This is a genomic window from Solidesulfovibrio alcoholivorans DSM 5433, assembly GCF_000702665.1.
Taxonomy (GTDB): Bacteria; Desulfobacterota; Desulfovibrionia; order Desulfovibrionales; family Desulfovibrionaceae; genus Solidesulfovibrio; species Solidesulfovibrio alcoholivorans.
Map to the genome: position 1 here is coordinate 31,239 of NZ_JNJA01000006.1, position 23,448 is coordinate 54,686.

Consider the following 23,448-nt stretch of genomic DNA (forward strand, 5'->3'; position numbering starts at 1 on the left):
GTTGCGCTTCGCTGAAGAAGGCCATCAATATCGTTTGTCGTACTGCTGAAGGCTGGGTGATTCGCTCCGGTAATGCCTGCCTGGTAGGGAGGTCGTGACTCCGCGCTTTCACCGGAATTTCTGGTGTTCATTTGCAAGAACAATAAAATATTCCGGTGAAAGTGCGCAGGAGTAAGATGGTCGCCATTTGTGCCCATTCCCGCCAGATCGGGGTGAGGGCTGCACAGCTCTTAAGCTCCTCGTATGGGAACAAGATCAGGACTTGCAGCAGGCGGTGGCCCATGGATATGGTGGGCATAAACCTAGCGGTGGGCCAGCGCCCAGAGTCCCTTTCCTTCCTCTTCTCCGCCTAGGAGACCTCAATATCTGCCTCTACGAAAATTTTCGTGGCGTCCTTGTCCTGGAAATAGAGGCGCAATCCATCCCGCGTCGTGCAGACGATGGGTGTTTTTTGCGAGAACGTCACCACCGGTCCTGCCGCCACTTGCGTCAGTTCAAGCCGGACGCCCGGCTTGATGCCCAACGATTCAAGGCTTTCACTGGCATGCGCGCCGGCAAGAATCTGTCGGACAGTAAAAAGCTCGCCGACGCCGACCGAACAGAACTGGGCCGTCCCGCTGGGGGTGTCGCCCAAAATCTTCGCGGCCAGGCCTTCGTTGATCTGAATGCGCTCCTTCCCGTCGACCACGGCCTTGTAGAGCATCGGCGGCAGACGCCGTAGGAACGTGATGCGGTCGTTTTCCCGCACGCCAAGCGTCGCCAGGGTCTCTTCGATATTTGGCTGCCCGGTGATGCCTTCCACATGGCCGCTGTCGCCAGGAACGCACTCCAGAAGGGGCAGCCGACTGTCGTCGTCAAGATGGACGACTATCTTGGCCGCAAGCCAACCGCTCAACGTGATCTCGCCCCCAGAACCTTTGATCTTGGCCGGCCCGATGGCGACGCTGTCATCCAGGCGCGTCAGGGACACCCCTTCGTGCAGTCCCAGCCGGGACATGCGCGCCGCGAATTCCTGGCCTGCGATCCTGTCAATGATAAGGGGCACTCCGACAGGAGCTGCTGCGAGCGTCGTCAACATAATTCCTCCCTGGGTGAAGCGTGGGACACAACGGACGCGGTACGCGTCAGCGGACGCGATGCCGCCATGGCTGCGTAACCGAGTATCCCGACCGTCGTGGCATTGTGCAGCAGCGCCGCGAGCACCGGGGACATCCCGGCGGTGGCCAGCAGCATGATCAAGGAATTACAGCCGATGGTGGCCCCGAACGTCTGCCGGATGATGGTATTGGTGCGAATGGCGGCCTGCCTGGCCACGACGAGGGTGTGCAGGTCCTCATGCAAGAGCAGGACCTGTGCCGCTTCCCGGGCCAGGTCGGCCCCCTTGGGCATGCAGATGCCCACATGGGCGGTCACCAGGGCCGGCGCGTCGTTGACGCCGTCGCCTACGAACGCCAGCGTGTGCCCTTCCCGTTTGAGCCCCTCCACGATGGAAGCCTTGTCTTCGGGCTTGAGTTCGTAATGCAAATCGTCGATCTGGGGGAGCTGGCGAACTAGGGCCTGAGCCGTATCCTTGTGGTCGCCGGTAAGCACCACGATCTTCCTGATGCCGGTAGCCTTCAGTGATTCCAATACGGCCGCGGCCTCCGGCCTGGCATCGTCCCGAAGCGCGATGAGCCCGGCCAGCTTGCCCTCCCGGGCGACGTAGAGCAGGGATTTGCCCTGGCGGCGGAGTTGCCTGGCGACGTCCTCCACATGGGCGCAGGCGACGCCTTCGTCCTCGGCGACGAAATGGTGGCTGCCGACCAGGATGTGCTTCCCGTCGACGGACGCGGCCACGCCGTGGGCCACGATAAAATCGACCCGGCTGATCGGCGGCAAGGCAATGGCGCGCTGTTTGGCCTCACGCACAACGGCCCGAGCCACCGGATGGTCGTAATGCTCCTCCGCGCCGGCGGCCAGGGCAAGCACCTCCGCTTCCGTGAGTCCGTCTTCGGGGAGAATGTCCGTAACCGTGATCTGGCCTGTGGTCAGCGTCCCTGTCTTGTCGAAAACGATGGTGTCCACATCCTGCAAGGCGTCCAGGGCCGCCGCGCCCTTGAGCAGTACCCCGGCCTGCCCGGCCGCATACATGCCCGAACGCACGGCCACGGGACTGGCCAGTTTCACGGCGCAGGAGAAGTCCACGGTCAGAACCGAAGTCGCCCGGTTCACGTCGCGGGTGGCCAGGAGCATGAGACCGCTTAAGCCCAGCGTGACGGGGACGAGCTTGTCGGCCAGGGCGGCGCTTGTGGTCTGGGTCTTGGACTTGCCACGCAGGGACTGGTCGATGAAACGGCCGATACGGGCCATGGAGGTTTCCGAGCCCACCCGTTCGACCGTGATCGTCAGCCGGCCTTCCTCGACCACGGAACCGGAGATGACCGCGTCACCGGGCCGGATATGAACCGGCACGGATTCGCCGGAAATGGAGCTTTGGTTGACGGAGGCTTCTCCCTCGGCCACCACGCCGTCGATGGGGATAAGTTCGCCGGCGCCGCACACGACCAGATCGCCGGCAGCGACCTGGGCGACAGGCACCTGCACTTCCACACCGTCGCGGACGACCCAGACGGTTTCCACCTGGGGACGCATCAGTCCCTTGAGCAGGGCCGTGGAGCGCTGTTCGCTCTGTCCTTCCAGATACTGGCCCAGGGCGAGCAGCGTCGTGATGGAGCCGGCGGTGAAATAGTTGCCGCGAACAAGGGCCAGGGTGATGGCCGTGGCGTCCAGGGTTTCCACCTTGATGCCGCGCGTGAAAAAGGTTTCCGCGCCTTTGACGATGACGCCCATGGCCAGGCTCCACCCGAGCAATGCCTTGGCCGGCCATGGAAGGGCTTGAGAAAAGATGGTGATCAAGGCCTTGACGGCCACATCGGAGCCGGTGACCGCAGATTCGGTGTCAGCCGTCAACACAAAGGCCTCGTCCGGCATCTCGACGAGACTTTGGACAATCTTCCGCCACGTTTCAAGTCTGCCGTCATATCCCAGGACGAGACAAGCCCCCCGGACATTGATCCGTACTTCGAAAACGCCAGGCAACGCTTCCAGCAGGGCCTGAAAATACACGGCATCGAAAGCGGAATCGCCAAGCAGGGGGGATTTCAGCCGCACACGCCGGGAAAGGGCGTGGGCCACCCGAAAGTGGCCCACGCGCATCCCGGGCGTTGGAAACGCCTGGGCAGAGGTCATGCAAAACGTCCTTTGGGAAGCGCGGTTTGCGGATAAAGCGTCCAATGCCAATACGAGAAACCCACCAGCGCCACGCCCGCGCACAAATGCAGATTGCGCGTGCCCTGGGTCCCGGAGCCGGCCATGCGGGAGAGAAACCCCGTGGCCACCAGCGTCCCGAGGGAGACGCTCATGCCGATCTTGGCCAGTTCGCGCTGACGGGCAATGTCGCTGCTATTTCTTGTCCGCATCGGTCTTCATGCTCATTTCGGCCTTGATGTCCTGGATCTGTTCCTTAACCTCCTCCACGCTGCCCTGGACCGAGGTCCAAAGCGTCACCACGCCCTTGACCATGGCGCGCTGCACCTTGGGATTGGTCAGCAGGTAGGTGGCGGCCGCGCCGAGCAGCAGTCCCTTGATGTAGCCGGGATCGGTCACGGCGAACCAACCCTGGGTCCACGAGGTCTGCGCCGGAGCGTAGTAGCCGGACTGGGCGGCATATCCCGAGGGATCGACCTGGGCGTACTGCCCGGTCCCGGCGGCATACGGGTACTGCGGATATTGTGGATATTGTGACATGGCGGTTTCCTGGCTAAGCCTTCTTGTTGGTGGCCTTCACCGGGGCTTCGGCGGTCTTTTTCGCATCGCGGGCGGCGCTCACCACCCCGTCGTACAGGTACTTGGTGCCGATGCCGACAACGGCCATGGTGGCCAGGGCCAGGGCCCCGTTGCGGAAGACCATGCCGCCGGCGGCCGTGCCCACGGCCGTGGCCAGGCCCGTGCCCAGGGACTCCTTGACCACGTCGCCGACCATCTCGCCGCGCTCCATGGTCCCGGCCCGCACGTCCCGCATGTCGCGGGCGGCCGTCACCACGCCGCCGAGCAGGGCGCCGACGAGGCCCATGGTGGCGATGGCGCCGGCAGGAAGGTTGCTCAGCCGCTGGGGGGTGGGGTACTGCTGGTTGTTCTGGTAGAGGTACATGGGAATTCCTTCTGGTTTGGTTGGCGGTTACGCGGTCGGTTCTGCGGACTTGGCTCCGCCGAAAATCGCGGAGAAGCTGTCGCCCAGAGCGGATTTGACGGAGCTGTTGGTGAGGACGAAGGTGACGAGCGCGCCGACAATGGCCCCTTTCCAGAAGTGGGTGCCGTTTGCCGTCAGAAACGAGGCGATTTTGACCGGATCGGCCTTGCCCTGCATGATATCGTTGCACATGGCCAGCATCTGGCCGTAGCGGTTCTGCAGGTGCTGGGGGTCCTCACCCCCAAAACCGGGCATGCCGGCCATGGCCGCAAAGGCCGGCGCGCCGAACCCGGCCTGCCCGGCGAAACCGGCCTGCCCGGCGAAACCGGGGAAGGCGCCGAAGCCGGCCGGACCGCCGGAACTGCCCTTTTTCCCGCCGCATCCTTCATGTTCGGCCTCCGGCGCCGGACCAGCGGCCATCCCCGGCTGCGGACCGTAGGCCGGCTGCGGGCCTTGGGGAGCGAACGGCATGCCGGGTTGCGGACCGTATCCGGGCTGGTACCCGTACGGCATGCCGGGCTGGGGACCGGCCGTCATGCCCGGATGGGGAGGGAATCCCGGCTGCGGACCAGCCATCGCGCCGGGATGGGGACCAGCGGCCATCCCCGGCTGCGGGCCGTAGGCCGGCTGGGGGCCTTGGGGAGCGAACGGCATGCCGGGTTGCGGGCCGTAGCCGGGCTGAAAACCGTACGGCATGCCGGGCTGGGGACCAAAGGGCATCCCCGCCTGAGGACCGTAAGGGCTTTCAGGGGCGGCTTCGTGTTTGCCGCAATTGCATACATGCCCCGGCTGCTCATGCGCGGATTGTTCGGCCGGCTTGCCCTGGGGGCCTCCCTTGGGGCCTCCATTGTCCTGCGGCCCGGCATAGCCCTGCGGCCCGGCATAGCCCTGCGGGGCAGCGTAGCCCTGCGGGGCGGCATGGCCCTGCGGGGCGGCGTAGCCCTGCGGGGCGGCATGGCCCTGCGGGGCGGCGTAGCCCTGCGGCGCGGCATAGCCCTGAGGAGCAGCGGCCTGGCCCTGGGGCGCGGCATACGCCTGAGGCCCGGCCTGCGTCTGCCCGGCCATTGACGGACCGACAGGGCCCTGGGCTTCCATGGTGCTATGGGGTGCGGCGACGGCTTCGGCGCAACCTGAAGCGTTGGCTCCGGCCTGGACTTGGGCCTGGTGCTGCGGTTCGCCCTGTTGCGAAGCGGCTGCCTGCCCGGGCGCGTAACCGGACGGTCCAGCCTCGGACGACCCGGCGTAGGCCGCCTGCTGGCCTGCCGCCGGCGAGCCCATGGCGCATCCTTCCTGATACGTCGCGTTTTCCATTCCGTGTTCTCCTCTAGGCTTGGGGTGTTACGCCAAAAAAATTGGCGAGTGTTTCGGCCAACGCCTGGGCACGCGTGTCATCAGCACTGGCCAAAAATTCTTCCAATACCGCAGGATCGATCCGTTTCGGGTCATAGCTGACGACGAGGGACCGGGCCATGGGATTGAGCCGCGTGGCGAGGATGGCGGAACCGTTGGCACTCCAGTTCCCGAGGTCCCGGGCCGCCGGGTGCTCGCGCAGGCGCGGGTCCAGCCGCAGCCGCAGCCGGCCAGGGACGTGATGCACGACGTCGACCAAGGTGCGCATTTCCAACAGTTCCTGCATGTTCATGGACTATGCTTGCTCCGGTTCGGGGTTGCGTTGCGGTATCGCCGGGAGCCGGCGGGATTCCGTCGCCGCCGCCCCCGGCAGGGGCAAAAGCAGCCGCGAGGAATTGGCCAGCACGCCGAGCGTATGCACGATGTGTAACAATCCGGCTGCCACGGGCGAGAGAATGCCAAAAGCTCCGGCAATCGCTCCGCCGATGTTCGTGGACGTGGCGATCCAGAAGTTCTGCCGCGCCACCTCCACGGTGCGGCGGCTCAATGCGTGGACATAGACGATGTCGGCCAAATCGTCGCGAACGAGGGCGATGTCCGCCGCCTCGATGGCCACGTCGGCCCCGCCGGCGCTCATGGCGATGCCGATGTCCGCCTCGGCCAGGGCCAGGGCGTCATTGATGCCGTCACCGACCATGATCACAGTGTGCCCTCCCTGCCGGAGCTGGTTGACGATAGCACCTTTTTGCTCAGGCAATATGGAATGGTAACACCAATTTATGTTTAATTGGCTGCACAGGTCAAGAGCCGTTTTCTCCGTATCCCCTGTCACCAGGGCAACGGTGGACACGCCCGCGCGGGTCAGGGATGCCAGCGTGGATTTGGCCTCTGGCCTCAATTCGTTCGCAAAGGCCAAGGCAGCGAGAATCTCGGCATTCTTTGCCAAAAAAATGACCGTCAGCCCACGATCCATAAGTGGTCCGACATCCCCCATGCGGCCGCTTGTTTCTATACCATTTTCATCAAGATATTTCCGATTTCCAAGACGGATGACGTCTTCGCCGATGACCGCGCGGACGCCCTTGCCCAGAGTGAACTCGCACACCACGTGGGAGATGGGGTCGATCTCCCGGGCTACGGCCTCGTTGCGTATGGCCATGGCCAGGGGATGGTGGTTGTGCATCTCGGCCGAATAGGCCCAGCGCAGCAGTTCGTTCTCGTCGAGATCGGAAAAATTGAGAATGCATTCGATGCGCGGCTGGTTGCTGGTGAGCGTGCCGGTCTTGTCGAAGCAGACCGTATCCGCCTTGCCCACCTCTTCCAGATACCGGCCGCCCTTGATGAGAATGCCGCGTTTGGCGGCGGCGGAAATGGCGGCGGAAACGGCCGTCTGGGCCGAAAGCACCGTGGCGCAGGGGCAGGCCATGACCATCATGACCGTGAACGCCCGCCAGAGGCTTCCCGTGGCGAGCAAGGTCAGGCCGGTGGCCGCGATTCCCAGCCGCACCATGGACCGGGCCAGGTTGTCGGCCACGGACTCGATGGGGGCCTTGTTTTCCAGGGAGTCCTCGACCTGCCGCATGATGCGGGCCAGGTAGGTCCGGTCCCCCACGCATTCGGCCCGGACCTGGAGGATGCCCTGACGCACGTAGGCTCCGGCGAAGACCTGGTCGCCCGGGCCGACATGGGCCGGCTCGGCCCGGCCGGTGATGGGCGAATCGTCCACCAGGGCCTCGCCCACGAGAACACGGCCGTCGACAGAAATCTTCTCGCCCGTGTGCAGCACCACGATGTCGCGCGGTTTGACGGCGGAAACCGGCACCTCCACCTCGACGTCGCCGGCCAGGATGAAGGTGTTTTTGGCCGTGAGATCCAAAATGGCCGAAATGGATTTGCGGGACCGTTCCGACACCCAGGCCTTGAGGGTTTCCGCACCGCTTTGGATCCAGAGGATTTCCAGGGCGGTAAGGGCCTGTCCGGAAAAGGTGGCGGCCACGCAGCCGGCGGCCAGGAAGCCTTCCAGGGTGAAGCGCTTCTCCCGGGCGTGACGCAACGACTCCCGAACCACGGGCACGGCGGCGGCCAGGGCGATCAGGCCCAGCGGCGACAGGGCCGCCTCGGAGAGCACCGCCCCGAACACGACCTTGCGCACGAAGACGTAGGCCATGACGCCGGAGAGCGAGAGGAAGCGGACAAATTGCCGGCCCACGCTCGACCGTGACGGGGCGGGCCCGCCGCAGGCGCAGGCGACGTGGGCGCCCGACTGCGGCAACGCGGCCGCGGCAGTGCCTCCCGAGGCTTCCCGTATGGCTCGCACAAGGCATTCCGCCCCGGTCTGGTCGGCATCGTAGGCAAGGACAATGGCCGCACAGGCCGGGTTCACGCGCACGGACCGCACGCCGGGCAGGGACTGGCAGAGCGCGGCCAGGCCGGGCGCAAAGCTTCCCGGACGGACCCGCACCCGGAGACGGCCCGGAATGCTGTGCCGGATCGAGACCGAGGGGGGGAGGGTGGGACGCAAGGTCTGTTGGGACTGTTCCAAGAAGCAGTTCCTTTTTGCCGTCGCCGCCGCACCGCCACGCCCGTCTGAAAAAACGATAGGCCTCTCGTTGTGGTGATGGTGACGGCGTCGTCGGTGTGTTGGGTTGCGAATAGGGTCCTCGATCAGGGGCGGGCCGATCCGGCAGGCACACGCCGTCGCGAGAAAGGCGCAGCACGGCCCTCCGACCACCTAAAAGGCCGCCCATTTTCTGCGCGACTCCCGGACGAGGGCCACCACAGCGGCCATGCAGGGCGTGTCGACGTGACCACAATTTCCTTCCTTTCACTCTGCCGTCTTTGGCATGATGGCGTCAGGCGCGGGCATGTTTTCTTAAGCGGGCTCAGATATAAATGAAAGTCATTTTCATTGTCAACATATCCCGCTTCTCCAGTTCCTGGTTGCCAGTGCGATCCCGGTTGAAGCCAAAAGGGGCCTGCAGGATCGAGTGCCGCGCTACGCCACGGTTTTGGAGTATTTTCGCGAACAGCGCTTGGAACTCGCCCGGGAACTGCTTGTTTCCGGCGATGTGACCGTAAGCGAAGCCGCGTATCAAATCGGGCATCAGAGCCTGGGCCATTTCACCGGGCCTTTCGGGAGCGCCACGGCTTTAATCCCAAGGACTATGGGCGTGTCCGGGGAATTCTAAAAACCGCGACTGCGGGCGGTGATGGCGGCCGTGCCGCCCCTTCGTTTTCAAACGCACCGCAGCTTCTCAGGCGTCGGCCGGTCGCAATTCCCCTCGCGGATCAAGAATCGTCCCTCTGCGGGTTAGCGCGGGTCGACGCCCCCCTGTATGGATGGTGTGTCTGACTGCCAGTCATGTTGCTGCGGTCAAAAGATCCAACAGGGAGCCGCGTCGATGTACGGATCTATCGTAAGGCTTGTTGGCCCCATCGCCGACAAATTCGCCCTGAGCGTCTTGCTCGGTTTGCTGATCACGGCCTGCTATGCGGCACAGGGTATTTTCCTGGCCTTGGCCCTGGCGCGCCTCATCCTGGGGGCGGGAGGCGGTGAGGCGACGCCATGGATTGCCGCCTTTGCCGTTGCCGCCTTGCTGCGGGCCGGTTTGATCTGGGCTTCGGAAATCGCCTCCACCGCCACGGCCCAGGCCGTCAAAACCCAGTTACGCGGAAAATTGTTGTCGCATCTGCTCACCCTCGGGCCGGGCATCACTCTCAAGCAGCAGACCGGCGATCTGCAAACCACCCTCGTCGCCGGGGTCGAGGCGCTGGAGACCTATTTCAGCCGCTACCTGCCGGCGATCGTCATTGCCCTTTTCGGCTGCGGCGGGGTGTTGGCCGCGCTTTTTTATGTGGACTGGCGCTCTGCCCTGTTGCTCGGTCTTTTCGTCATCGCCTATCCCGCCGCCGACTGGTTCTGGTTGCGCTGGCGGATGCCCAAACACGCCGGCATGTTCGAAGCCATGGGCGCCTTTGGCGCGTATCTGCTCGACAGCATCCAGGGCATCGTCACCTTGAAGGCCTTTGCCGCCACCCAGGCGCGCCGCCAGGCGCTGGCACTCCGGGCGCAGGCGCTTCGACGCCAATGCATGGCGACGCTTGGCGTCACGCTCGTGCGACACGGCCTCACCGGCCTTTTGACCCTTTCCGGCATTGCCGTGGTGCTCGCCTACGACAGTTGGCGCATCGCGGCCGGCGATCTCGCGCCCTTGCCGCTTTTCATGACGCTCTTTCTTGCCCGGGAGGCCTTCCGCCCCCTCGAACGGCTGGAAAAGGAATTCCACACGGCGTGGTCCGCCGGGGGGGCCGTGGAGCCGATGCTGACGCTTCTGGCCGAGCAGCCGCCGGTCGGCGAACCGGACCATCCCGCGCCGGTGCCCCGGTGCCATGACATCACGTTCGAGCAGGTCACCTTTGCCTATGAAACCGGCACGACGGCGGCCCTGTCGCATCTGTCGTTCGCCGTGGCCGAAAACGAATTCGTCGCCTTGGTCGGTCCTTCGGGAGCCGGGAAATCGACACTGGTCTCGCTGCTTATGCGGTTTTCCGATCCCCAGGAGGGAACGATCCGGATCGGCGGCACGAACATCCGGCAATTGCCGCTTCGCCGCCTGCGGGAACTCTTCGGCGTCGTCTCCCAGGACACGGTGCTCTTTCACGGTTCGATCGAGGACAATTTGCGGATAGCCAAGCCGGACGCCAGCTCCGACGAAATCCGCGCGGCGGCCAAGGCCGCCCACATCCATGGCTTCATTGCGAGCCTGCCAGACGGCTATGCGAGTCAAATCGGCGAGCGCGGTGCGAAACTCTCCGGCGGCCAGCGTCAGCGGCTTTCCATCGCCCGGGCGCTGCTCAAAAATGCGCCCATCCTCATTCTCGACGAAGCCACCTCCAGCGTCGACAGCCTCACCGAACGGGCCATCCGCGAAGCCATCGAAGCGCCGGCCTCGCGCCGCACGACGCTTGTCATCGCCCATCGCCTGTCCACCGTGGCCAAGGCCGACCGTATTCTCGTCCTTGAGGCGGGAAACGTGGTCGAGGAAGGCGCGCCCGAACAGCTTGCCCACGCCCGCGGCGTCTACGCGAAACTCATGGCCGCCCAGGAAGGAGCCGCAGCATGACCACCATCGCATCCGCATTGTCCGCTGCCGACGGGGACGCAAGCCGGGCCGGACTGCTCGGCCTCATTCCCCTTGTGAAAAGCCGCTGGGGACTGCTCGGCTGGACCATTTTTTCCGGCATTCTCAGCCAGGGGGGGGCGCTTGCCACCTTCGCCGTCGGCGCCTGGCTGGTCGGCCGGGCGGCAACCGGGACGCCGCCGGCGGAGCTTGTGTCCGGATTCGGGATTCTCGGCATCGCCGTGGCCATCGCCGTCGGCGCGCGCCAGTGGCAGGCCTACGTCTCCCACGAGCTGGCCTTTTCCCTCATCGAAACCCTGCAAGTCGGGATTTACGACGGTCTGGAACGCTCGGCCCCGCGCTATGTGCTGGGCCGGCGCACCGGGGAGTTGGCCTCGGTGGCCACGGCGGACGCGGAGCTGATGGAGCATTTTTATGCCCATACGCTCGCCGATTACGTCGGCGCCATCATCGTCCCGCTGGGCGCGCTTGTCGTTCTTGCCTTTTTGCATCCCCTGGCCGCGCTGACGCTGCTGCCATTCATGCTCCTCGTTGCCTCGGTGCCGTATTGGCTGGCCAGCCGGGCCGGAGCCCAGGGCCGCGTCGTCATGGAACACCTGGGCCGGCTCAACGCCGATACCGTGGAAACCATCCAATCCCTGCGAGAACTGGCCATTTTCGGCCGGGAAAAGGACTTTCTCGACCGTCTTCGCGAACGGTCGCAAACGCTTGCCGCGGCGCAACGCCGCTACGGCATACGCGCCGGGCTCGAACACGCGGCCATCGATCTGTCCGTGGCCGGCGCGACCCTGGCCGCGGCGATCGTCGGGCTTTGGCTGCTGCATGCCGGGAGCCTGCCGCTGGCCTCGTATCCGCTCATGCTGGTGCTGTCCGGCGCGGCGCTTGCCCCCATCGTCGAGGTGACCCAAACCGCGCGCAAGCTCGGCGAATTGCGGGCCGGCGCCCGGCGCATCCTGACCATCTTCACCCAGAAGGGCTGCATCCGCGACGACGGCCAGGCCCCGATCCCGAACGACACGACCTTGTCCTTTGAAACCGTGCGGTTTCGCTATGACGCCACCGGCGGGAAGCCGATTCTCGACGGGATCAGCCTGACGCTGCCTCCCGGAGAAATGGTGGCGCTGGTCGGCGCTTCGGGCGCGGGGAAAAGCACCTGCGCCGCGCTGGCCCTGCGCTTTTGGGACGTGACGGGCGGGGCTGTCCGGCTCGGCGGCCGGGACATCCGCGAGCTTCCCCTGACGGCCTTGCGCCGGGAAATCGCCTGGGTGCCCCAGGAGGTGCATCTTTTCAACGAAAGCATTGCCGACAATATCCGTCTCGGGAAGCCCGAGGCTTCGCTGGCGGAAGTGGAACGCGCGGCGCGGCTGGCCCAGGCCCATGCGTTCATCACGGCGCTTCCGGAAGGCTACGGCACGCGCTGCGGCGAACAGGGGGCGCGGCTTTCCGGCGGGCAGCGGCAGCGCATCGCCATTGCCCGGGCGCTGCTCGTCGAAGCGCCCATTCTCCTCCTTGACGAGGCCTCTTCCAACCTTGACAGCGAAAACGAAGCCGCGTTTCAGGCCGCCTTGGCCTCCATTCGCGGCAAGCGGGCCCTGTTGGTGATCGCCCATCGGCTTTCCACCATCAAAAAAGCCGATCGGATTTTGGTTTTGGAGCACGGGCGCATTTTCGAACAAGGGACCCATGCCCAGCTCCTCGCCAAAGGCGGAGCCTATGCCGCCCTGGCCGAAGCGTCGGAAGACTGAGCCGGGTGCCCGCGCCGGCTTGCGCGTGCGCTCCCTGGGCGGGGCCCACGCGCAAGCCGCTCCGTGTTTGCCCCCGCGTACTTGGGCCTGCCTGTAAAATTTCCCCGCTCGGATCAATAATTGACCCGTCTCGGGTTAGCGCGAACGCATGTCCCGGTATATTGATCCTGAAAATCAATTTCGTCTCAATGCCTTGCCACACTTCCAAGGGCGTTCGATCCCGGTCGCTGGCACAGGTTTTGGGGCGAAGCGTAAGCACAGGGGGGCCTTCGGTCATGTTGGTGTTGCGACTTCTCATCGTCTTCATGTTGCTGCTTTTGCCTGCCGCCGCCTTCGCCGAAGACAACGCGGATAAGGAGAAAGGCGCGTCCGAAAAACTCAAAACCCTCGTCCTCGAGCCGGTGACCGTCACCGCCACCAAGCGCGAGGAAAGTTTGGAAAAAGTTCCTGCCAGCATTTCCACGGTGCCCGATACGCAGATCGAGGAAATGGGCGCCTGGAAACTTGGCGAGGTGCTGGACACGCTGCCGAACGTCTGGATGAAAAACGCGACGTCCGGGGATGGCATCGTGATTCGCGGCCTGTCGTCCTTCGACACATCCATCTATTCGCCGGTGGGGCTCTATGTGGACGACGTGCCCTACCCGGTGACCTACATGCAAAACCTGCTTTTTCTTGATGTGGAGCGCATTGAGGTGCTGCGCGGCCCCCAGGGGACGCTGTACGGCCGCAACAGCGAGGCCGGTGTGGTCAATGTAGTGCTCAAAAAACCGGACAACCAGGTGCGGGCCAGCGTGTTTTCGGATTACGGCAGTTACAACACCCTGCGCGCCGGTGCCAACGTCAGCACGCCCCTGGTCAAGGACAAGCTGTTTCTGGCAGGCAATTTCGTACGCTACCAGACAGACGGGTACATGCACAACGAGTACAAGGATGACGACAAGGCCGCCAAGGACGAATCCATGCGGGGCAGGGGTGTCTTGCGCTGGACGCCGACCGACGTCTTTGATCTGCGTCTGACCATGGATGCCAGCCACACCGACAAGGGGATCGGCAGGCTCCGCTATGAAACGGGCTCGAATGCGACAAAACGCTTCAACGTCATGTCGGACGCCTCCGATGACGCCGAGGAAAATGTCATCAATCCATCCGTCACCGCCAAGTATTCCGGCTCGGCGGTGGAGGTGACCTCCATCACCAGCTACATGGATTACCGCTACCAGTTTCAGTCCGATCTCGACCGGACCTCCACGTTCAAGAGTTATTCCGATCAGGATCTCAAACAGCACGGCATCACGCAGGAGTTGCGGTTCGCCTCGCCGGGCAAGCAGCGACTCAACTGGCTTTTCGGCCTGTTCGGCAGTTCCACGCAATCCGACATCCAGATGAACCGCATCCGCTCCGTCTCCACGGCCTCGACGTATGCCGACACGGACGCCACGGAATCGAGCTGGGCCGCTTTCGGCCAGGCGACGTATTCCATTTTCGACAACCTGCGCCTCACGGCCGGCTTGCGCGGCGAATACGCCCTTGCCCACGGCGGGCAGACCTACCGCACCGGCACGACGAGCCTGGTCGGCTACAGCAAGGAGCTCGATTCCTGCGAGGTCCTGCCCATGGCCTCCCTGGCCTACGACGTGACGCCCAATGTCACGGCCTATGCCACCTGGTCCAACGGCTTCCTGGCCGGCGGGTTCAATTATTACACGGCCGACAGCCTTTCGACCTTTTATTATCAGCCCGAGCACACCACGAACTACGAAGTGGGGCTCAAGACCAACTGGTTCGACAATAAGCTCACGGCCAATCTCGCCCTTTTTTATATGGACATCCGCGACAAGCAGGTGCGCGAGGATGACCCCGATGGTGGTATTGGCGTGTGGAAGTTCACCAATGCCGGTCGGGCCCATTCCCAGGGCGTGGAAGTCGAGCTGACGGGAAAACCGCTTGCCGGCCTCGAACTCCAAGGTGGATTCGGCTACACCTACTCGGTTGTCGACGACTGGACCGTCAACCAGGACGGTGTGCCCTACAGCTACAAGGGCAAACGCCTCCCCTGGGCCCCGGATCTCACCTACCACCTCGGCGCGGGCTACACCCATCCCTGCGGCCTCTTCGCCCGGGCCGACCTCTACGGCGCGGGCACCCAGTATTTCGATGCCGAAAACAGCCTCGGCCAGGACGGCTTCGCCCTGGTCAACGCCCGTGTCGGCTATGCCTTCAAGCAGTGGGAACTCGCCCTGTGGGGCAAGAACATTTTCGATGTCGACCATGCCACCAAAAAGGTTCGCGACAGTTCGGGCGACGTGCTGGTCGAGGACGGCGAACCGCAAACATTCGGCGCTTCACTCACCTGGAGGTTTTAGACATGTGGGAAAAAAAGGTTTTGGACTCGGGCCCGGAAGATCGCCCGTCTTTTGCGCCGTTCTTCGATTGGCTGCTCGGACCGGTGCGCATGGCCCTGCTTGATGCGGCGATCCGCCTCGGCATCGCCGACATCCTGGCCGAAACGGATGATCCGGACGCGATAGCCGCCCGTCTTGAGGCGCATCCCGGCAACACGCGCTTGTTTCTCGACGCCCTGGTCGCTTTGGGACTGGCCGAAAAAAAACAAGGTCGTTACGCCAACACGCCGCTTGCAACCTGGTACCTGCGCCGGGGCAATGAAACCTATCTGGGGGGGCTGGTGGGGAATCTCAAAAGGTTAGAGCACAGCAATCTGCCGCATTTGACGGAATTGCTCAAATCCGGACCGCCCCCCGTGACCCGGGAAAACCGGCTGGACGAAGCCCACTGGAAGCGTTCCGCCAGGAACCTGGCCTGTTATCAGAAGGCCGGCTTGGCCGATCTGGCCGCCGATATCGTCGATACACTGCCCGAAAGACCGAAGCTGCGGCGGCTGCTCGACCTCGGAGGCGGGCCAGGCGTGGTCGGGTTGACGATTCTGGCCCGCCATCCGGCCATGCAGGGCGCGCTCGCCGATTTGCCCCCCATCATCGAAGTGGCGCGGGAGGAAATCGAAAAGTCCGGTATGGGCGGGCGGATGGCGCTTTATCCCGGCGACTACAACTCCGCCGGCTTCGGCTCGGGCTACGACCTCGTCTGGGCCAGTCACAACCTGTATTTCGTCAAGGATCTTCACGGGTTTTTTAGCCGTATTCTGGAAGCCCTGAACCCCGGCGGCGTCTTTATCAGTTTCCATGAGGGCCTGACGGAAGAGCGCACCAAGCCCCCCTTTTATATTCTTTCCCGGATATCCCTGGCCCTTGAAGGGCAGGATGTGTCTTTCGAGGCGGGGGAGATCGCCCGGGCCGGCTTGGCCGCCGGGTTCCTCTCCATTGAAACGAGAACCTGCGACACCCCCATGGGCGAGGTCCGTGTAGACATTTTGCGCAAGGCCGGTGGTCTCGGGGAGGCTGTGGCATGACGCGCCGCCAATTCCTGCAGACACTGGCGGCCTTGTCGCTGGCGGCACCGGCTTTTGCCGAGCAGGCGTCCACGGTTCGGGTGTCCGGTCCGGCCGTGGCCGAAACATTGCCTTTGCTGGCGATGGGGCGGGCGGGCCCGTTGCCGGGGATTGCCCGCACGGTGGTCTTCACCCCCTGGAATTCACCGGACCAGTTGCGCGCCATGATCGCTACGGACGGCGTGGATGCGGCCCTCATGACCACGGCCTCGGCCTGTACCCTGGCCAACAAGGGGGTGCCCGCGACTGTCGTGGCCCTCACGTCGAGCCCGGTTTGGCTGGTGTCCTCGGATGCCGCGTTGTCACGCCTGTCCGGTCTCGACGGCCGGGACGTCCTGCTGCCGTTCGGCCCGGGGGAAATGCCGGATTTGCTTTTGCGGGCTTTGGCCGGGCAGGCGGGCCTTGCGTTTATCCCCCGGCATGTGGGCAACGCCCTGGAAGCCGTCAACCTCCTTTCGCTCGGGCAGGGACATTGCGCGCTTTTAAGCGAGCCGGCGGCGAGCCTGGCCGTGTCGCGGGCGAAGGTCCGGGCCCGGCCAGACGCTCCGGTCCTGGGCAAACGGTTGGACCTTCGGGATGCCTGGCGGGAAGTCTTCCCCGAACATCCGCAACTGACCCAGAGCGCATTTGCCGTGACCGGCTCCCTGGCCCGGGATGCTGTGGCCTGCAAGGCGTTGCAAACGGCCTATGTCCAGGCGGCCGGGTGGATGGCCGCCCACCCCCGGGAAACCACGGCGCTTGCCGAAAAGGACTTTCCCGCCCTTGCTTCCCAGGCCGTGGACGGCGTCTTGCCGGGTCAGGACATCCGGCTCGTCATGGGGCCGCAGGGGGCACAAGACGCCCGTTTTTTCCTTGGCCTGCTCCACGGGATGTCGCCGGCAAGTATTGGCGGCCGGCCCCCAGAAAGCTCTTTTTTCGAGGTCGACGCATGAAATGGGACGGTCTTGTCGGACGGGCCTGCGGTCTGGCCGCGCTTATGGGCGCTTGGGAAGTGGCGGCCGGGCGGGGCCACGGCATCGCCGTAGCCTCGCCCGGGGAAACCTTTGCGGCTTTGGCCGGGCTTTTGGGGCAGTCGTCCTTTTGGCTGGGCGATCTGGCCGTGAGCGTGCGGCGTGTGGCGTGCGGTTTTTCCCTGGGCTTTGCCGCCGGGGGCGGGCTGGGGTTGCTGGCCGGCCGCTTCCCGGCGGCACGGACTTTCCTCGCGCCGTCGCGCTGGATACTGACCAGCGTTCCCGGGGTGGTGGCCGTCATGCTCGGCATGCTCTGGTTCGGCCTGGGCGCGGGCATGGTCGTGGCCATCGTGGCGCTGATGGTCGCGCCGGCCATCCATGTGGCCGTCATCGAAGGCCTGTCCACCGTGGATGCGACGCTTGCGGAGATGGCCAGGGCCTACCGGTTCACGCCGGTCATGCGCTTTTGGCATATTTACGCGCCGGCCATGGCCGCGCCGCTTTTTTCCGGCGGCGTGGTGGCGCTCGGCGGGGCCATGCGGGTGGCGGTGTTGGCCGAGGCCTTGGGCGCCAATACGGGCATCGGCCATGCCCTCTCCGTGGCCAGGACCAATTTGGACACGCCGCAGCTCTACGCCTTGGCCCTTTGCAGCATGCTCCTCGTTGGCGTGGCCGAAATGGCGCTTTTGGGGCTGGCCCGACGTGCTGTCGGCCGGAGGCCGTCATGAATCCGGTGGTCGTTTTTTCGGGGGTCGGCAAACGCTACCGGGGCAGGGCGGTGCTTTCCGGCCTTGATCTGACCCTGGAAGCGGGGGAAATCCTGGCCATTTTGGGCCCGAGCGGCATCGGCAAATCCACCCTGCTCCGGCTGGCGGCACGGCTGGAGCGCCCCAGCCAAGGAGCGGTGACCCTGGCCGCGCGGCGCCTCGGGTTCGTATTTCAGGAACCGCGTCTTTTGCCCTGGCGTACGGCGCTGGAAAACGTGGCCTTGCCGCTTTTGGCCCAGGGTATCCCGCCACGAGCGGCTCGGGAGAGAGCCGCCGCCATGCTCGCCCGCCTGGAGCTGGCCGCTTTCGCGCAAGCCTCTCCGGACACGCTCTCCGGCGGCATGCGCCAGCGCGTCTCCCTGGCCCGGGCCTTTGTGGTCGAGCCTGAGCTGCTACTGCTCGATGAACCGTTTACGGGGCTTGATCCCGAACTGCGCCGCGCCATACGCTGCACCCTGAATGCCCTGCTTGCCGCCTCCGGGGCGGCGGCCCTCCATGTCACCCACGACATCGAGGACATTCCGGCCGCTACGAACCGGCTCCTGCGCCTGACGGCGCTGGGGGCGCATTTCGAGCTCCCGAGGATGGAGCCGGCTTCCGGTGTTGTGTCGCACGGCTGATCCACAGGCGGGTTGGCCGAAGCGCCATGCCCTCGCACGGCCGATTCGCCGCCTCACGGAACAGGAATGTTTTCCTGTTGTCCAGGGAAGAAAGGAGGAATGATATGGACAGTACTTTGCTGCAAGCGCTTTCCCAGGCCACAGGGGTGGCCAAGGTCGTGCTGGCCCTGCTGGTTGTGATGTCGGTCGTCAGTTGGGCCGTCATCTATTGGAAGTGGCGAAGCCTCACCGTGGCCAAGCGGGGCGTATCGCGTCTGACCGGACAGATCCTTGAGGCGGATTCCCTGGCCGATGCGGCGGGGGCCATCGACGCCTTGGCCGGGCCGTCAATCAGAAGCATGGCTTCGTTGGGGTTTAAGGAGTTTACAAAGCTTTCCCTGTCCGGGGACGCCGAAAAACTCGTCTCCGACAATGTCCGCCGCATCCTGCACCACGGCATTGCCGAGGAGATGCGCGGATTATCCCGGGCCCTGCCCTTGTTGGCCATCGCGGCCAACGCGGCGCCCTTCATCGGCCTGTTCGGCACGGTCTGGGGCATCATGCATTCCTTCCACGCCATCGGGCGGATGCAGTCCGCTTCTCTGGCCACGGTCGCGCCGGGAATCTCCGAGGCGCTTATCGCCACTGCCGTCGGCCTCGCCGTGGCCATCCCGGCCAGCGTCGCCTACAACATGTTTTTGGGTATGATCGAATCGCTGGAAAGCCAGTACATCAGTTTTGCCGGCCTGCTGCTCAACCGGCTGCGCCACGACGCCTGCACGTACCCGCAGGGCATGGAACTCGCCGCTCCTCGAACGCAGGTGTGTTCATGAGCGCCGGCGGCAGGGGGAGACGCTACTCTTCCGACATCAATGTCACGCCGTTTGTCGATGTCATGCTGGTCCTGCTCATCATCTTCATGGTCACCGCACCCATGATGACCGAGGGGCTGGATGTCGATCTGCCTCGGACCAAGACCGTGGAGGCTTTGCCCGTCGACGATGAGCATCTCGTTGTCGGGGTCGACCCGACGGGGATGATTTTTCTCGACGAGCAGAGCGTCTCTTTGGATGATTTGACGGCCAGGCTGCGCAATCGGGCCGCCCTGAGGCATAAGGCCGTTTTTTTGCGCGCCGACAGGGGGGTGTCCTATGGACGTATTGTCGACATCATGGGCCACATCCGCGAAGCGGGCATCGACCATTTCGGCGTGGTGGCCGAACGGCCGGAAGAAGGGGCACGGTAACCGTGCGAAGCGTCGACCTCCTCATTTCCGTAAGTGCTCATGCACTGTGCCTTGCCCTTCTGTTCCTGTGGCCGGCTGCGCAACCGGTTCCCGTCTCGAAGACGTTCACGGTGGGGATGGTGGAACTTGTCAGGCCGAGGGCCATTGAACCACCCCCCGGCACTCCGGCTGAGGCCGGACCGGTTGCGGAGGCCCCGGCTTCCGAAGTGCCCCCCCCGCCGGTGCCGGCTTCGCTCCCAAAACCGGTCGTGGCGGCCGAGCCCGCATCTGTTGCGGTCAAGAAGATCAGTCCGAAAAAAAGGCCGACGCCTTCCACGGTAAAACCATCTCCTTCTCCCGTGCGGCAACCGGCGGCTTTGCCGCCGCAGCAAGCGGCCGAGGCCCAGGAGCCTTCCGGCACGGGAGGAGGCATGGGCAAGACCGCTGGGCCTTCGCATATGGTTGGAGGAATGGGGGTCTACGACGCCGCGGTCGTGGATATCCCGCCCAAAATCATCAATCGGGAATTGCCGCAGTATCCTCCGAGCGCCAGACGATTGCACTTGGAAGGGACCGTCCTTGTGAGCATGATCATCGACAGCCAGGGGAAACCGACCCATTGCGCCATCCGGAAAGCGGAGCCGAAAGGCGTTTTCGAGGAGTCGGCCCTCGCCGCTGCGAACAGCTACCGGTTCGTTCCGGGCAAGGTCGGCGGACAAAATGTCGCCACTCTTGTTGTCGTGCCTTTTCATTTCAAGATGGCCAACTGATTTTGGGGAAGCGCCGAGGTCCGGGCTGGCAGTTGTCCGGGATGATGATCCCGGGCCCCCCTGCGCTGAGGGTTGACAGCATGGTTTAGTAGGTTTACCTTTCTCTGCAGCAAAATGTCGCCCGGGAAACGGGCACGGGATAATTGGCGGAGTTGCGGGGAGACATGGAAACAAAGGACGATCTTATCATGGGCACGGTGCGCCAATTCCAGCGCGTGGCCGCCAAATACGCCCGCATCGAGGAGCTGCCGATCCCGGTCGAGGACGGCATCGAGGTCACGACCCGGGAGGCCCACACCATCGAGGCCGTGGGAAGCCACAAGCAGATGAGCGTCACCGACGTGGCCAACGCCTTCGGCATCACCAAGAGCGCGGCCTCCCAGATGGTGTCCAAGCTGTGCGACAAGGGTTTTCTCGAAAAAAAGCAGTCCCCGCACAGCAACAAGGAATTCCAACTGACGCTCACGCCCCTTGGCCGAAAGGCCTTTGACGCCCATGCGCGTTTCCATGGAGAGGACAAGAAGGCCTTAATGGAACGGCTTCGTGGCTATTCCCTGTCCCAGATCGCTACGATTTCCGTGTTGCTCGAGGCTATCGGGGAAGTCATGGACAACCGGCTGTCCCGGTAGGAGGGGATTTTTTTTCACTCCAAGGTTAAGTGGCTTAACTAAAAGGCGCAGGAGTATCTCATGAAAAGATTTCGGGCCGCGCTCGTGAACTTCGCGGTCGAGCATTCCAAACTGGTCGCTTTGGGGCTGTTGGCGATCATGGTCTTTTTCACCGCGTTCTTTCCGAACATGACCATGGATACGGATCCGGAAAACATGCTCATGCCCACGGAACCCGCGCGGGTCTTTCACAATGCCACCAAAAAGCGCTTTGCCTTAAGCGACACCATCGTCGTCGGTGTCATCAAGGAAAACGACCCCAACGGGGTGTTCAATCCCGAGACCCTGGCCCATGTCCATGCGCTGACCCGGTTCGCCAAGACCCTCCGCTTTGATGATCCCAGCCTCCCAGGCAAAACCACGGGGGTTATCGAGGTGGACATGGTCGCCCCCTCGGTGGTGGACCATATGCGCCAGGCCGGGCCGGGAACCATCGCTTTTGACTGGCTCATGCAACGCCCGCCGGCCACGGAAGCCGAAGCCCTGGCCGTGCGCGACAAGGCCCTGTCCAATCCGCTGCTCGTGGGGCAGATGGTTTCGGCCGACGGCAAGGCGCTTTGCCTGTACCTGCCGCTCACGGACAAGCTTTTAAGCTACGACGTCTACACGGCGCTCCAAGAAAAAATAAAGGAGTTCGGCGGCACCGAGGACTGGCACATCGCCGGCCTGCCCGTGGCCGAGGGGGCCATCGGCGTCGAGATGTTCAGCGAGATGGTCATCGCCTCGCCGCTGACCATGGCGCTTATTTTCGGCATGCTCTACGCGATGTTTCGCAAATGGAGCCTGGTCATCCTGCCCATGCTCATCGCCACGGTGACGGTGGTGGCCACCCTGGGGGCCATGATCGCCCTGGGCTTTCCGGTGCACATCCTCAGTTCCATGCTGCCCATTTTCCTGATGTCCATCTCCATCTGCGACGCCATCCATGTCCTCTCGGAATTTAACGATGTCTACACCGTGGAGAAAGGGCGCAAGGAAAGCATCAAGGCGGTCATGAACACGCTTTTCATGCCCATGCTCTACACCTCGCTGACAACGGCCGCCGGTTTTTTTTCCTTTGTCACCACGGACATTCCGCCAGCCAGGGTTTTTGGCGCGTTCGTCGGCGTCGGCGTCATGTTCGCCTGGATCATCACGATTCTGTTCGTGCCCGCCTACATCATGCTGTTGCCGGAGCGCATGCTGCGCAATTTCGGTCTGGCGGCGCACCAGGGGGATCGGGATTCGTGGCTGACGCGAAGGCTGCATCAACTGGGGGAAATCGCCTGCCGACGGTCCAAGACGGTTCTGGCGGTCTTTGTGGCCTGCACCGCCCTTTCCGTCTGGGGCATGTCGCAAATCAACATCAATGACAACTATGCCAAGCGCTTTGCCGTGGGCCATCCCATCCGCGAGGCGGACACGGCGCTCAACCGGCATTTCGGCGGCACGTACACGGCGTCCCTGGTGTTGGAGGGCAAAACCGGGGAAGAGGTCTTCAAGCGGCCTGACGTCCTCAATTACATGGCGGCCATGCAGGCCTGGCTGGTCAAAAACGGCTCCATCGGCAAAAGTACGTCGTTGGCCGACATTGTGCGCAAGGCGCATCAGGAGCTTGTTGACGGCCGGCCCGAGAACTTCCGGATACCGGCAAGCGCTCCGGCTGTCGCCGAATGCGTCATGCAGTACCAGCAAAGCCACAAGCCGCACGACATCTGGCACTTCGTAACGCCGGGGTTCGATGCGGCCAACATCTTCATGCAGTTTCAAAGCGGCGACAGCACGCGCACCGAAGCGGCCGTCCAGGCTGTCGAAAAGTATATCGAAGCGCACAAGCCGCCTGTCGACCTCTCGTACAACTTCGCCGGGCTGCATTACATCAACTATATCTTTCAGTGGAAAATGTTCTGGGGGATGCTCGGTTCGCTGGCCGGAAGCTATCTCATCGTGCTGGCCATGATGGTCGTGCTCTTTCGCTCCCTCGTCTGGGGATTGCTCTGCATGATCCCCCTGACGCTCACCATCATGTTCATTTACGGCGCGCTCGGGTTCCTCGGCCTGGACTTTGACATGCCCGTGGCCGTGCTCGGGGCCATCTCCCTTGGCATCGCCGTGGATTTCGCCATCCATTTCCTGGAGCGCAGCCGGCAGATCACTGCGGAAACCGGTTCCTGGGAGAAAACCGCCCCCCGGATGTTCGGCGAACCGGCCCGGGCCATCAGCCGCAACGTCATCATTATCGCCATCGGGTTTTTGCCCATGCTGGTCGCTTCGCTCGTGCCCTACAAGACGACAGGGCTCCTGCTGTTTTCCATCCTGACCATTTCCGGGATCGTTACCCTGCTCGTGCTGCCGGCCATTCTCACCGTGGCGCAGGAATGGCTCTTTCGGGCCAGGCGTTTCCGTGTCCAGGGCGAAGCCGGGACGCCGCAGGCTGTCCCGGCGCCGGCCTTGGCCAAAACAGGCGATCCGAATCACGATCCGGCAAACGACCTTGGGAGACAATAGGCTCGGCCGCCAGGATAAAAAACAAGGGTGCGCAATAACGCAACGAGACCAT

General features: G+C 63.8%; 21 protein-coding genes. 13 read left to right on the forward strand and 8 right to left on the reverse strand.

Annotation, left to right across the window (positions count from 1 at the left end; genetic code table 11):
- Window positions 1–349: 349 nt before the first annotated feature.
- From Q368_RS0112310 to Q368_RS0112350, 8 genes are read right to left on the reverse strand one after another with little or no spacing between them, the layout of a single operon-like run.
- On the reverse strand, window positions 350–1,078 hold the full coding sequence (locus Q368_RS0112310) for a FeoA domain-containing protein (RefSeq protein ID WP_029459370.1): 729 nt from the start codon (window positions 1,076–1,078) through the stop codon (window positions 350–352).
- Window positions 1,072–3,228 carry a heavy metal translocating P-type ATPase gene (locus tag Q368_RS0112315; RefSeq protein ID WP_029459371.1) on the reverse strand — a complete coding sequence of 719 codons (2,157 nt, stop codon included), beginning with the start codon at window positions 3,226–3,228 and terminating at the stop codon, window positions 1,072–1,074. Before Q368_RS0112315 ends, Q368_RS0112310 begins: the two co-directional genes overlap by 7 nt.
- On the reverse strand, window positions 3,225–3,458 hold the full coding sequence (locus tag Q368_RS0112320; protein ID WP_029459372.1) for a hypothetical protein: 234 nt from the start codon (window positions 3,456–3,458) through the stop codon (window positions 3,225–3,227). The genes Q368_RS0112315 and Q368_RS0112320 overlap by 4 nt, the downstream gene beginning before the upstream one ends.
- Window positions 3,442–3,786, reverse strand: coding sequence for a YtxH domain-containing protein (locus tag Q368_RS0112325; protein ID WP_029459373.1), 345 nt, complete (start codon window positions 3,784–3,786; stop codon window positions 3,442–3,444). The genes Q368_RS0112320 and Q368_RS0112325 overlap by 17 nt, the downstream gene beginning before the upstream one ends.
- A gap of 13 nt (window positions 3,787–3,799) precedes the next feature.
- Window positions 3,800–4,189, reverse strand: coding sequence for a magnetosome protein MamC family protein (locus Q368_RS23875; protein WP_052360144.1), 390 nt, complete (start codon window positions 4,187–4,189; stop codon window positions 3,800–3,802).
- A gap of 27 nt (window positions 4,190–4,216) precedes the next feature.
- Window positions 4,217–5,539 (reverse strand): hypothetical protein, encoded by a 1,323-nt coding sequence (locus Q368_RS26760; RefSeq protein ID WP_156955699.1) that lies wholly within the window; start codon window positions 5,537–5,539, stop codon window positions 4,217–4,219.
- 13 nt (window positions 5,540–5,552) lie between these two features.
- Window positions 5,553–5,870 (reverse strand): hypothetical protein, encoded by a 318-nt coding sequence (locus Q368_RS0112345; protein ID WP_029459377.1) that lies wholly within the window; start codon window positions 5,868–5,870, stop codon window positions 5,553–5,555.
- 3 nt (window positions 5,871–5,873) lie between these two features.
- Entirely contained in the window at window positions 5,874–8,120 is a 2,247-nt protein-coding gene (locus Q368_RS0112350; protein ID WP_211249776.1) for a heavy metal translocating P-type ATPase, read from the reverse strand.
- Window positions 8,121–8,565: 445 nt separating this feature from the next.
- Between Q368_RS0112350 and Q368_RS24540 the strand changes: the two genes are divergently transcribed.
- The 13 genes from Q368_RS24540 (at window position 8,566) to Q368_RS0112415 (ending at window position 23,396) form a co-directional block, all read left to right on the forward strand.
- A complete protein-coding gene (locus Q368_RS24540) occupies window positions 8,566–8,766 on the forward strand; it encodes a helix-turn-helix domain-containing protein (protein WP_245611335.1) in 201 nt (66 codons plus the stop codon).
- Between the two features lie 213 nt (window positions 8,767–8,979).
- On the forward strand, window positions 8,980–10,701 hold the full coding sequence (locus Q368_RS0112360; protein ID WP_029459380.1) for an ABC transporter ATP-binding protein: 1,722 nt from the start codon (window positions 8,980–8,982) through the stop codon (window positions 10,699–10,701).
- The gene (locus tag Q368_RS0112365; protein WP_029459381.1) at window positions 10,698–12,464 is read left to right on the forward strand and encodes an ABC transporter ATP-binding protein; all 1,767 of its coding nucleotides are present in this window, start codon (window positions 10,698–10,700) and stop codon (window positions 12,462–12,464) included. Before Q368_RS0112360 ends, Q368_RS0112365 begins: the two co-directional genes overlap by 4 nt.
- 275 nt (window positions 12,465–12,739) lie before the next feature.
- Window positions 12,740–14,830 carry a TonB-dependent receptor gene (locus Q368_RS27005; RefSeq protein ID WP_029459382.1) on the forward strand — a complete coding sequence of 697 codons (2,091 nt, stop codon included), beginning with the start codon at window positions 12,740–12,742 and terminating at the stop codon, window positions 14,828–14,830.
- Window positions 14,831–14,919: 89 nt separating this feature from the next.
- Window positions 14,920–15,891, forward strand: coding sequence for a methyltransferase family protein (locus Q368_RS0112375; RefSeq protein WP_245611344.1), 972 nt, complete (start codon window positions 14,920–14,922; stop codon window positions 15,889–15,891).
- Window positions 15,888–16,862 (forward strand): ABC transporter substrate-binding protein, encoded by a 975-nt coding sequence (locus Q368_RS0112380; protein ID WP_029459384.1) that lies wholly within the window; start codon window positions 15,888–15,890, stop codon window positions 16,860–16,862. Before Q368_RS0112375 ends, Q368_RS0112380 begins: the two co-directional genes overlap by 4 nt.
- Complete coding sequence (locus Q368_RS0112385; protein ID WP_029459385.1) at window positions 16,859–17,608, forward strand: ABC transporter permease; 750 nt, start codon at window positions 16,859–16,861, stop codon at window positions 17,606–17,608. The genes Q368_RS0112380 and Q368_RS0112385 overlap by 4 nt, the downstream gene beginning before the upstream one ends.
- Window positions 17,605–18,267, forward strand: a complete 663-nt coding sequence (locus Q368_RS0112390; RefSeq protein ID WP_052360145.1) for an ABC transporter ATP-binding protein — start codon at window positions 17,605–17,607, stop codon at window positions 18,265–18,267. Before Q368_RS0112385 ends, Q368_RS0112390 begins: the two co-directional genes overlap by 4 nt.
- Window positions 18,268–18,371: 104 nt before the next feature.
- Window positions 18,372–19,079, forward strand: coding sequence for a MotA/TolQ/ExbB proton channel family protein (locus Q368_RS0112395; protein ID WP_043785853.1), 708 nt, complete (start codon window positions 18,372–18,374; stop codon window positions 19,077–19,079).
- Window positions 19,076–19,492 (forward strand): ExbD/TolR family protein, encoded by a 417-nt coding sequence (locus Q368_RS0112400; RefSeq protein WP_029459388.1) that lies wholly within the window; start codon window positions 19,076–19,078, stop codon window positions 19,490–19,492. Before Q368_RS0112395 ends, Q368_RS0112400 begins: the two co-directional genes overlap by 4 nt.
- Before the next feature lie 410 nt (window positions 19,493–19,902).
- A complete protein-coding gene (locus Q368_RS26460) occupies window positions 19,903–20,241 on the forward strand; it encodes an energy transducer TonB (RefSeq protein WP_052360146.1) in 339 nt (112 codons plus the stop codon).
- A 164-nt stretch (window positions 20,242–20,405) separates the two neighbouring features.
- Window positions 20,406–20,870: a MarR family winged helix-turn-helix transcriptional regulator gene (locus Q368_RS0112410; RefSeq protein WP_029459390.1), complete on the forward strand. Its 465-nt coding sequence runs from the start codon at window positions 20,406–20,408 to the stop codon at window positions 20,868–20,870.
- A 60-nt stretch (window positions 20,871–20,930) separates the two neighbouring features.
- Complete coding sequence (locus Q368_RS0112415) at window positions 20,931–23,396, forward strand: efflux RND transporter permease subunit (protein WP_029459391.1); 2,466 nt, start codon at window positions 20,931–20,933, stop codon at window positions 23,394–23,396.
- Window positions 23,397–23,448: the final 52 nt, after the last annotated feature.

Coding starts and splice junctions, on each gene's coding strand:
- Q368_RS0112310 (WP_029459370.1), bottom strand. CDS start 1,078: ATGTTGACGACGCTCGCAGCAGCTCCTGTCGGAGTGCCCCTTATCATT.
- Q368_RS0112315 (WP_029459371.1), bottom strand. CDS start 3,228: ATGACCTCTGCCCAGGCGTTTCCAACGCCCGGGATGCGCGTGGGCCAC.
- Q368_RS0112320 (WP_029459372.1), bottom strand. CDS start 3,458: ATGCGGACAAGAAATAGCAGCGACATTGCCCGTCAGCGCGAACTGGCC.
- Q368_RS0112325 (WP_029459373.1), bottom strand. CDS start 3,786: ATGTCACAATATCCACAATATCCGCAGTACCCGTATGCCGCCGGGACC.
- Q368_RS23875 (WP_052360144.1), bottom strand. CDS start 4,189: ATGTACCTCTACCAGAACAACCAGCAGTACCCCACCCCCCAGCGGCTG.
- Q368_RS26760 (WP_156955699.1), bottom strand. CDS start 5,539: ATGGAAAACGCGACGTATCAGGAAGGATGCGCCATGGGCTCGCCGGCG.
- Q368_RS0112345 (WP_029459377.1), bottom strand. CDS start 5,870: ATGAACATGCAGGAACTGTTGGAAATGCGCACCTTGGTCGACGTCGTG.
- Q368_RS0112360 (WP_029459380.1), top strand. CDS start 8,980: ATGTACGGATCTATCGTAAGGCTTGTTGGCCCCATCGCCGACAAATTC.
- Q368_RS0112365 (WP_029459381.1), top strand. CDS start 10,698: ATGACCACCATCGCATCCGCATTGTCCGCTGCCGACGGGGACGCAAGC.
- Q368_RS27005 (WP_029459382.1), top strand. CDS start 12,740: ATGTTGGTGTTGCGACTTCTCATCGTCTTCATGTTGCTGCTTTTGCCT.
- Q368_RS0112375 (WP_245611344.1), top strand. CDS start 14,920: ATGGCCCTGCTTGATGCGGCGATCCGCCTCGGCATCGCCGACATCCTG.
- Q368_RS0112380 (WP_029459384.1), top strand. CDS start 15,888: ATGACGCGCCGCCAATTCCTGCAGACACTGGCGGCCTTGTCGCTGGCG.
- Q368_RS0112385 (WP_029459385.1), top strand. CDS start 16,859: ATGAAATGGGACGGTCTTGTCGGACGGGCCTGCGGTCTGGCCGCGCTT.
- Q368_RS0112390 (WP_052360145.1), top strand. CDS start 17,605: ATGAATCCGGTGGTCGTTTTTTCGGGGGTCGGCAAACGCTACCGGGGC.
- Q368_RS0112395 (WP_043785853.1), top strand. CDS start 18,372: ATGGACAGTACTTTGCTGCAAGCGCTTTCCCAGGCCACAGGGGTGGCC.
- Q368_RS0112400 (WP_029459388.1), top strand. CDS start 19,076: ATGAGCGCCGGCGGCAGGGGGAGACGCTACTCTTCCGACATCAATGTC.
- Q368_RS26460 (WP_052360146.1), top strand. CDS start 19,903: ATGGGCAAGACCGCTGGGCCTTCGCATATGGTTGGAGGAATGGGGGTC.
- Q368_RS0112410 (WP_029459390.1), top strand. CDS start 20,406: ATGGAAACAAAGGACGATCTTATCATGGGCACGGTGCGCCAATTCCAG.
- Q368_RS0112415 (WP_029459391.1), top strand. CDS start 20,931: ATGAAAAGATTTCGGGCCGCGCTCGTGAACTTCGCGGTCGAGCATTCC.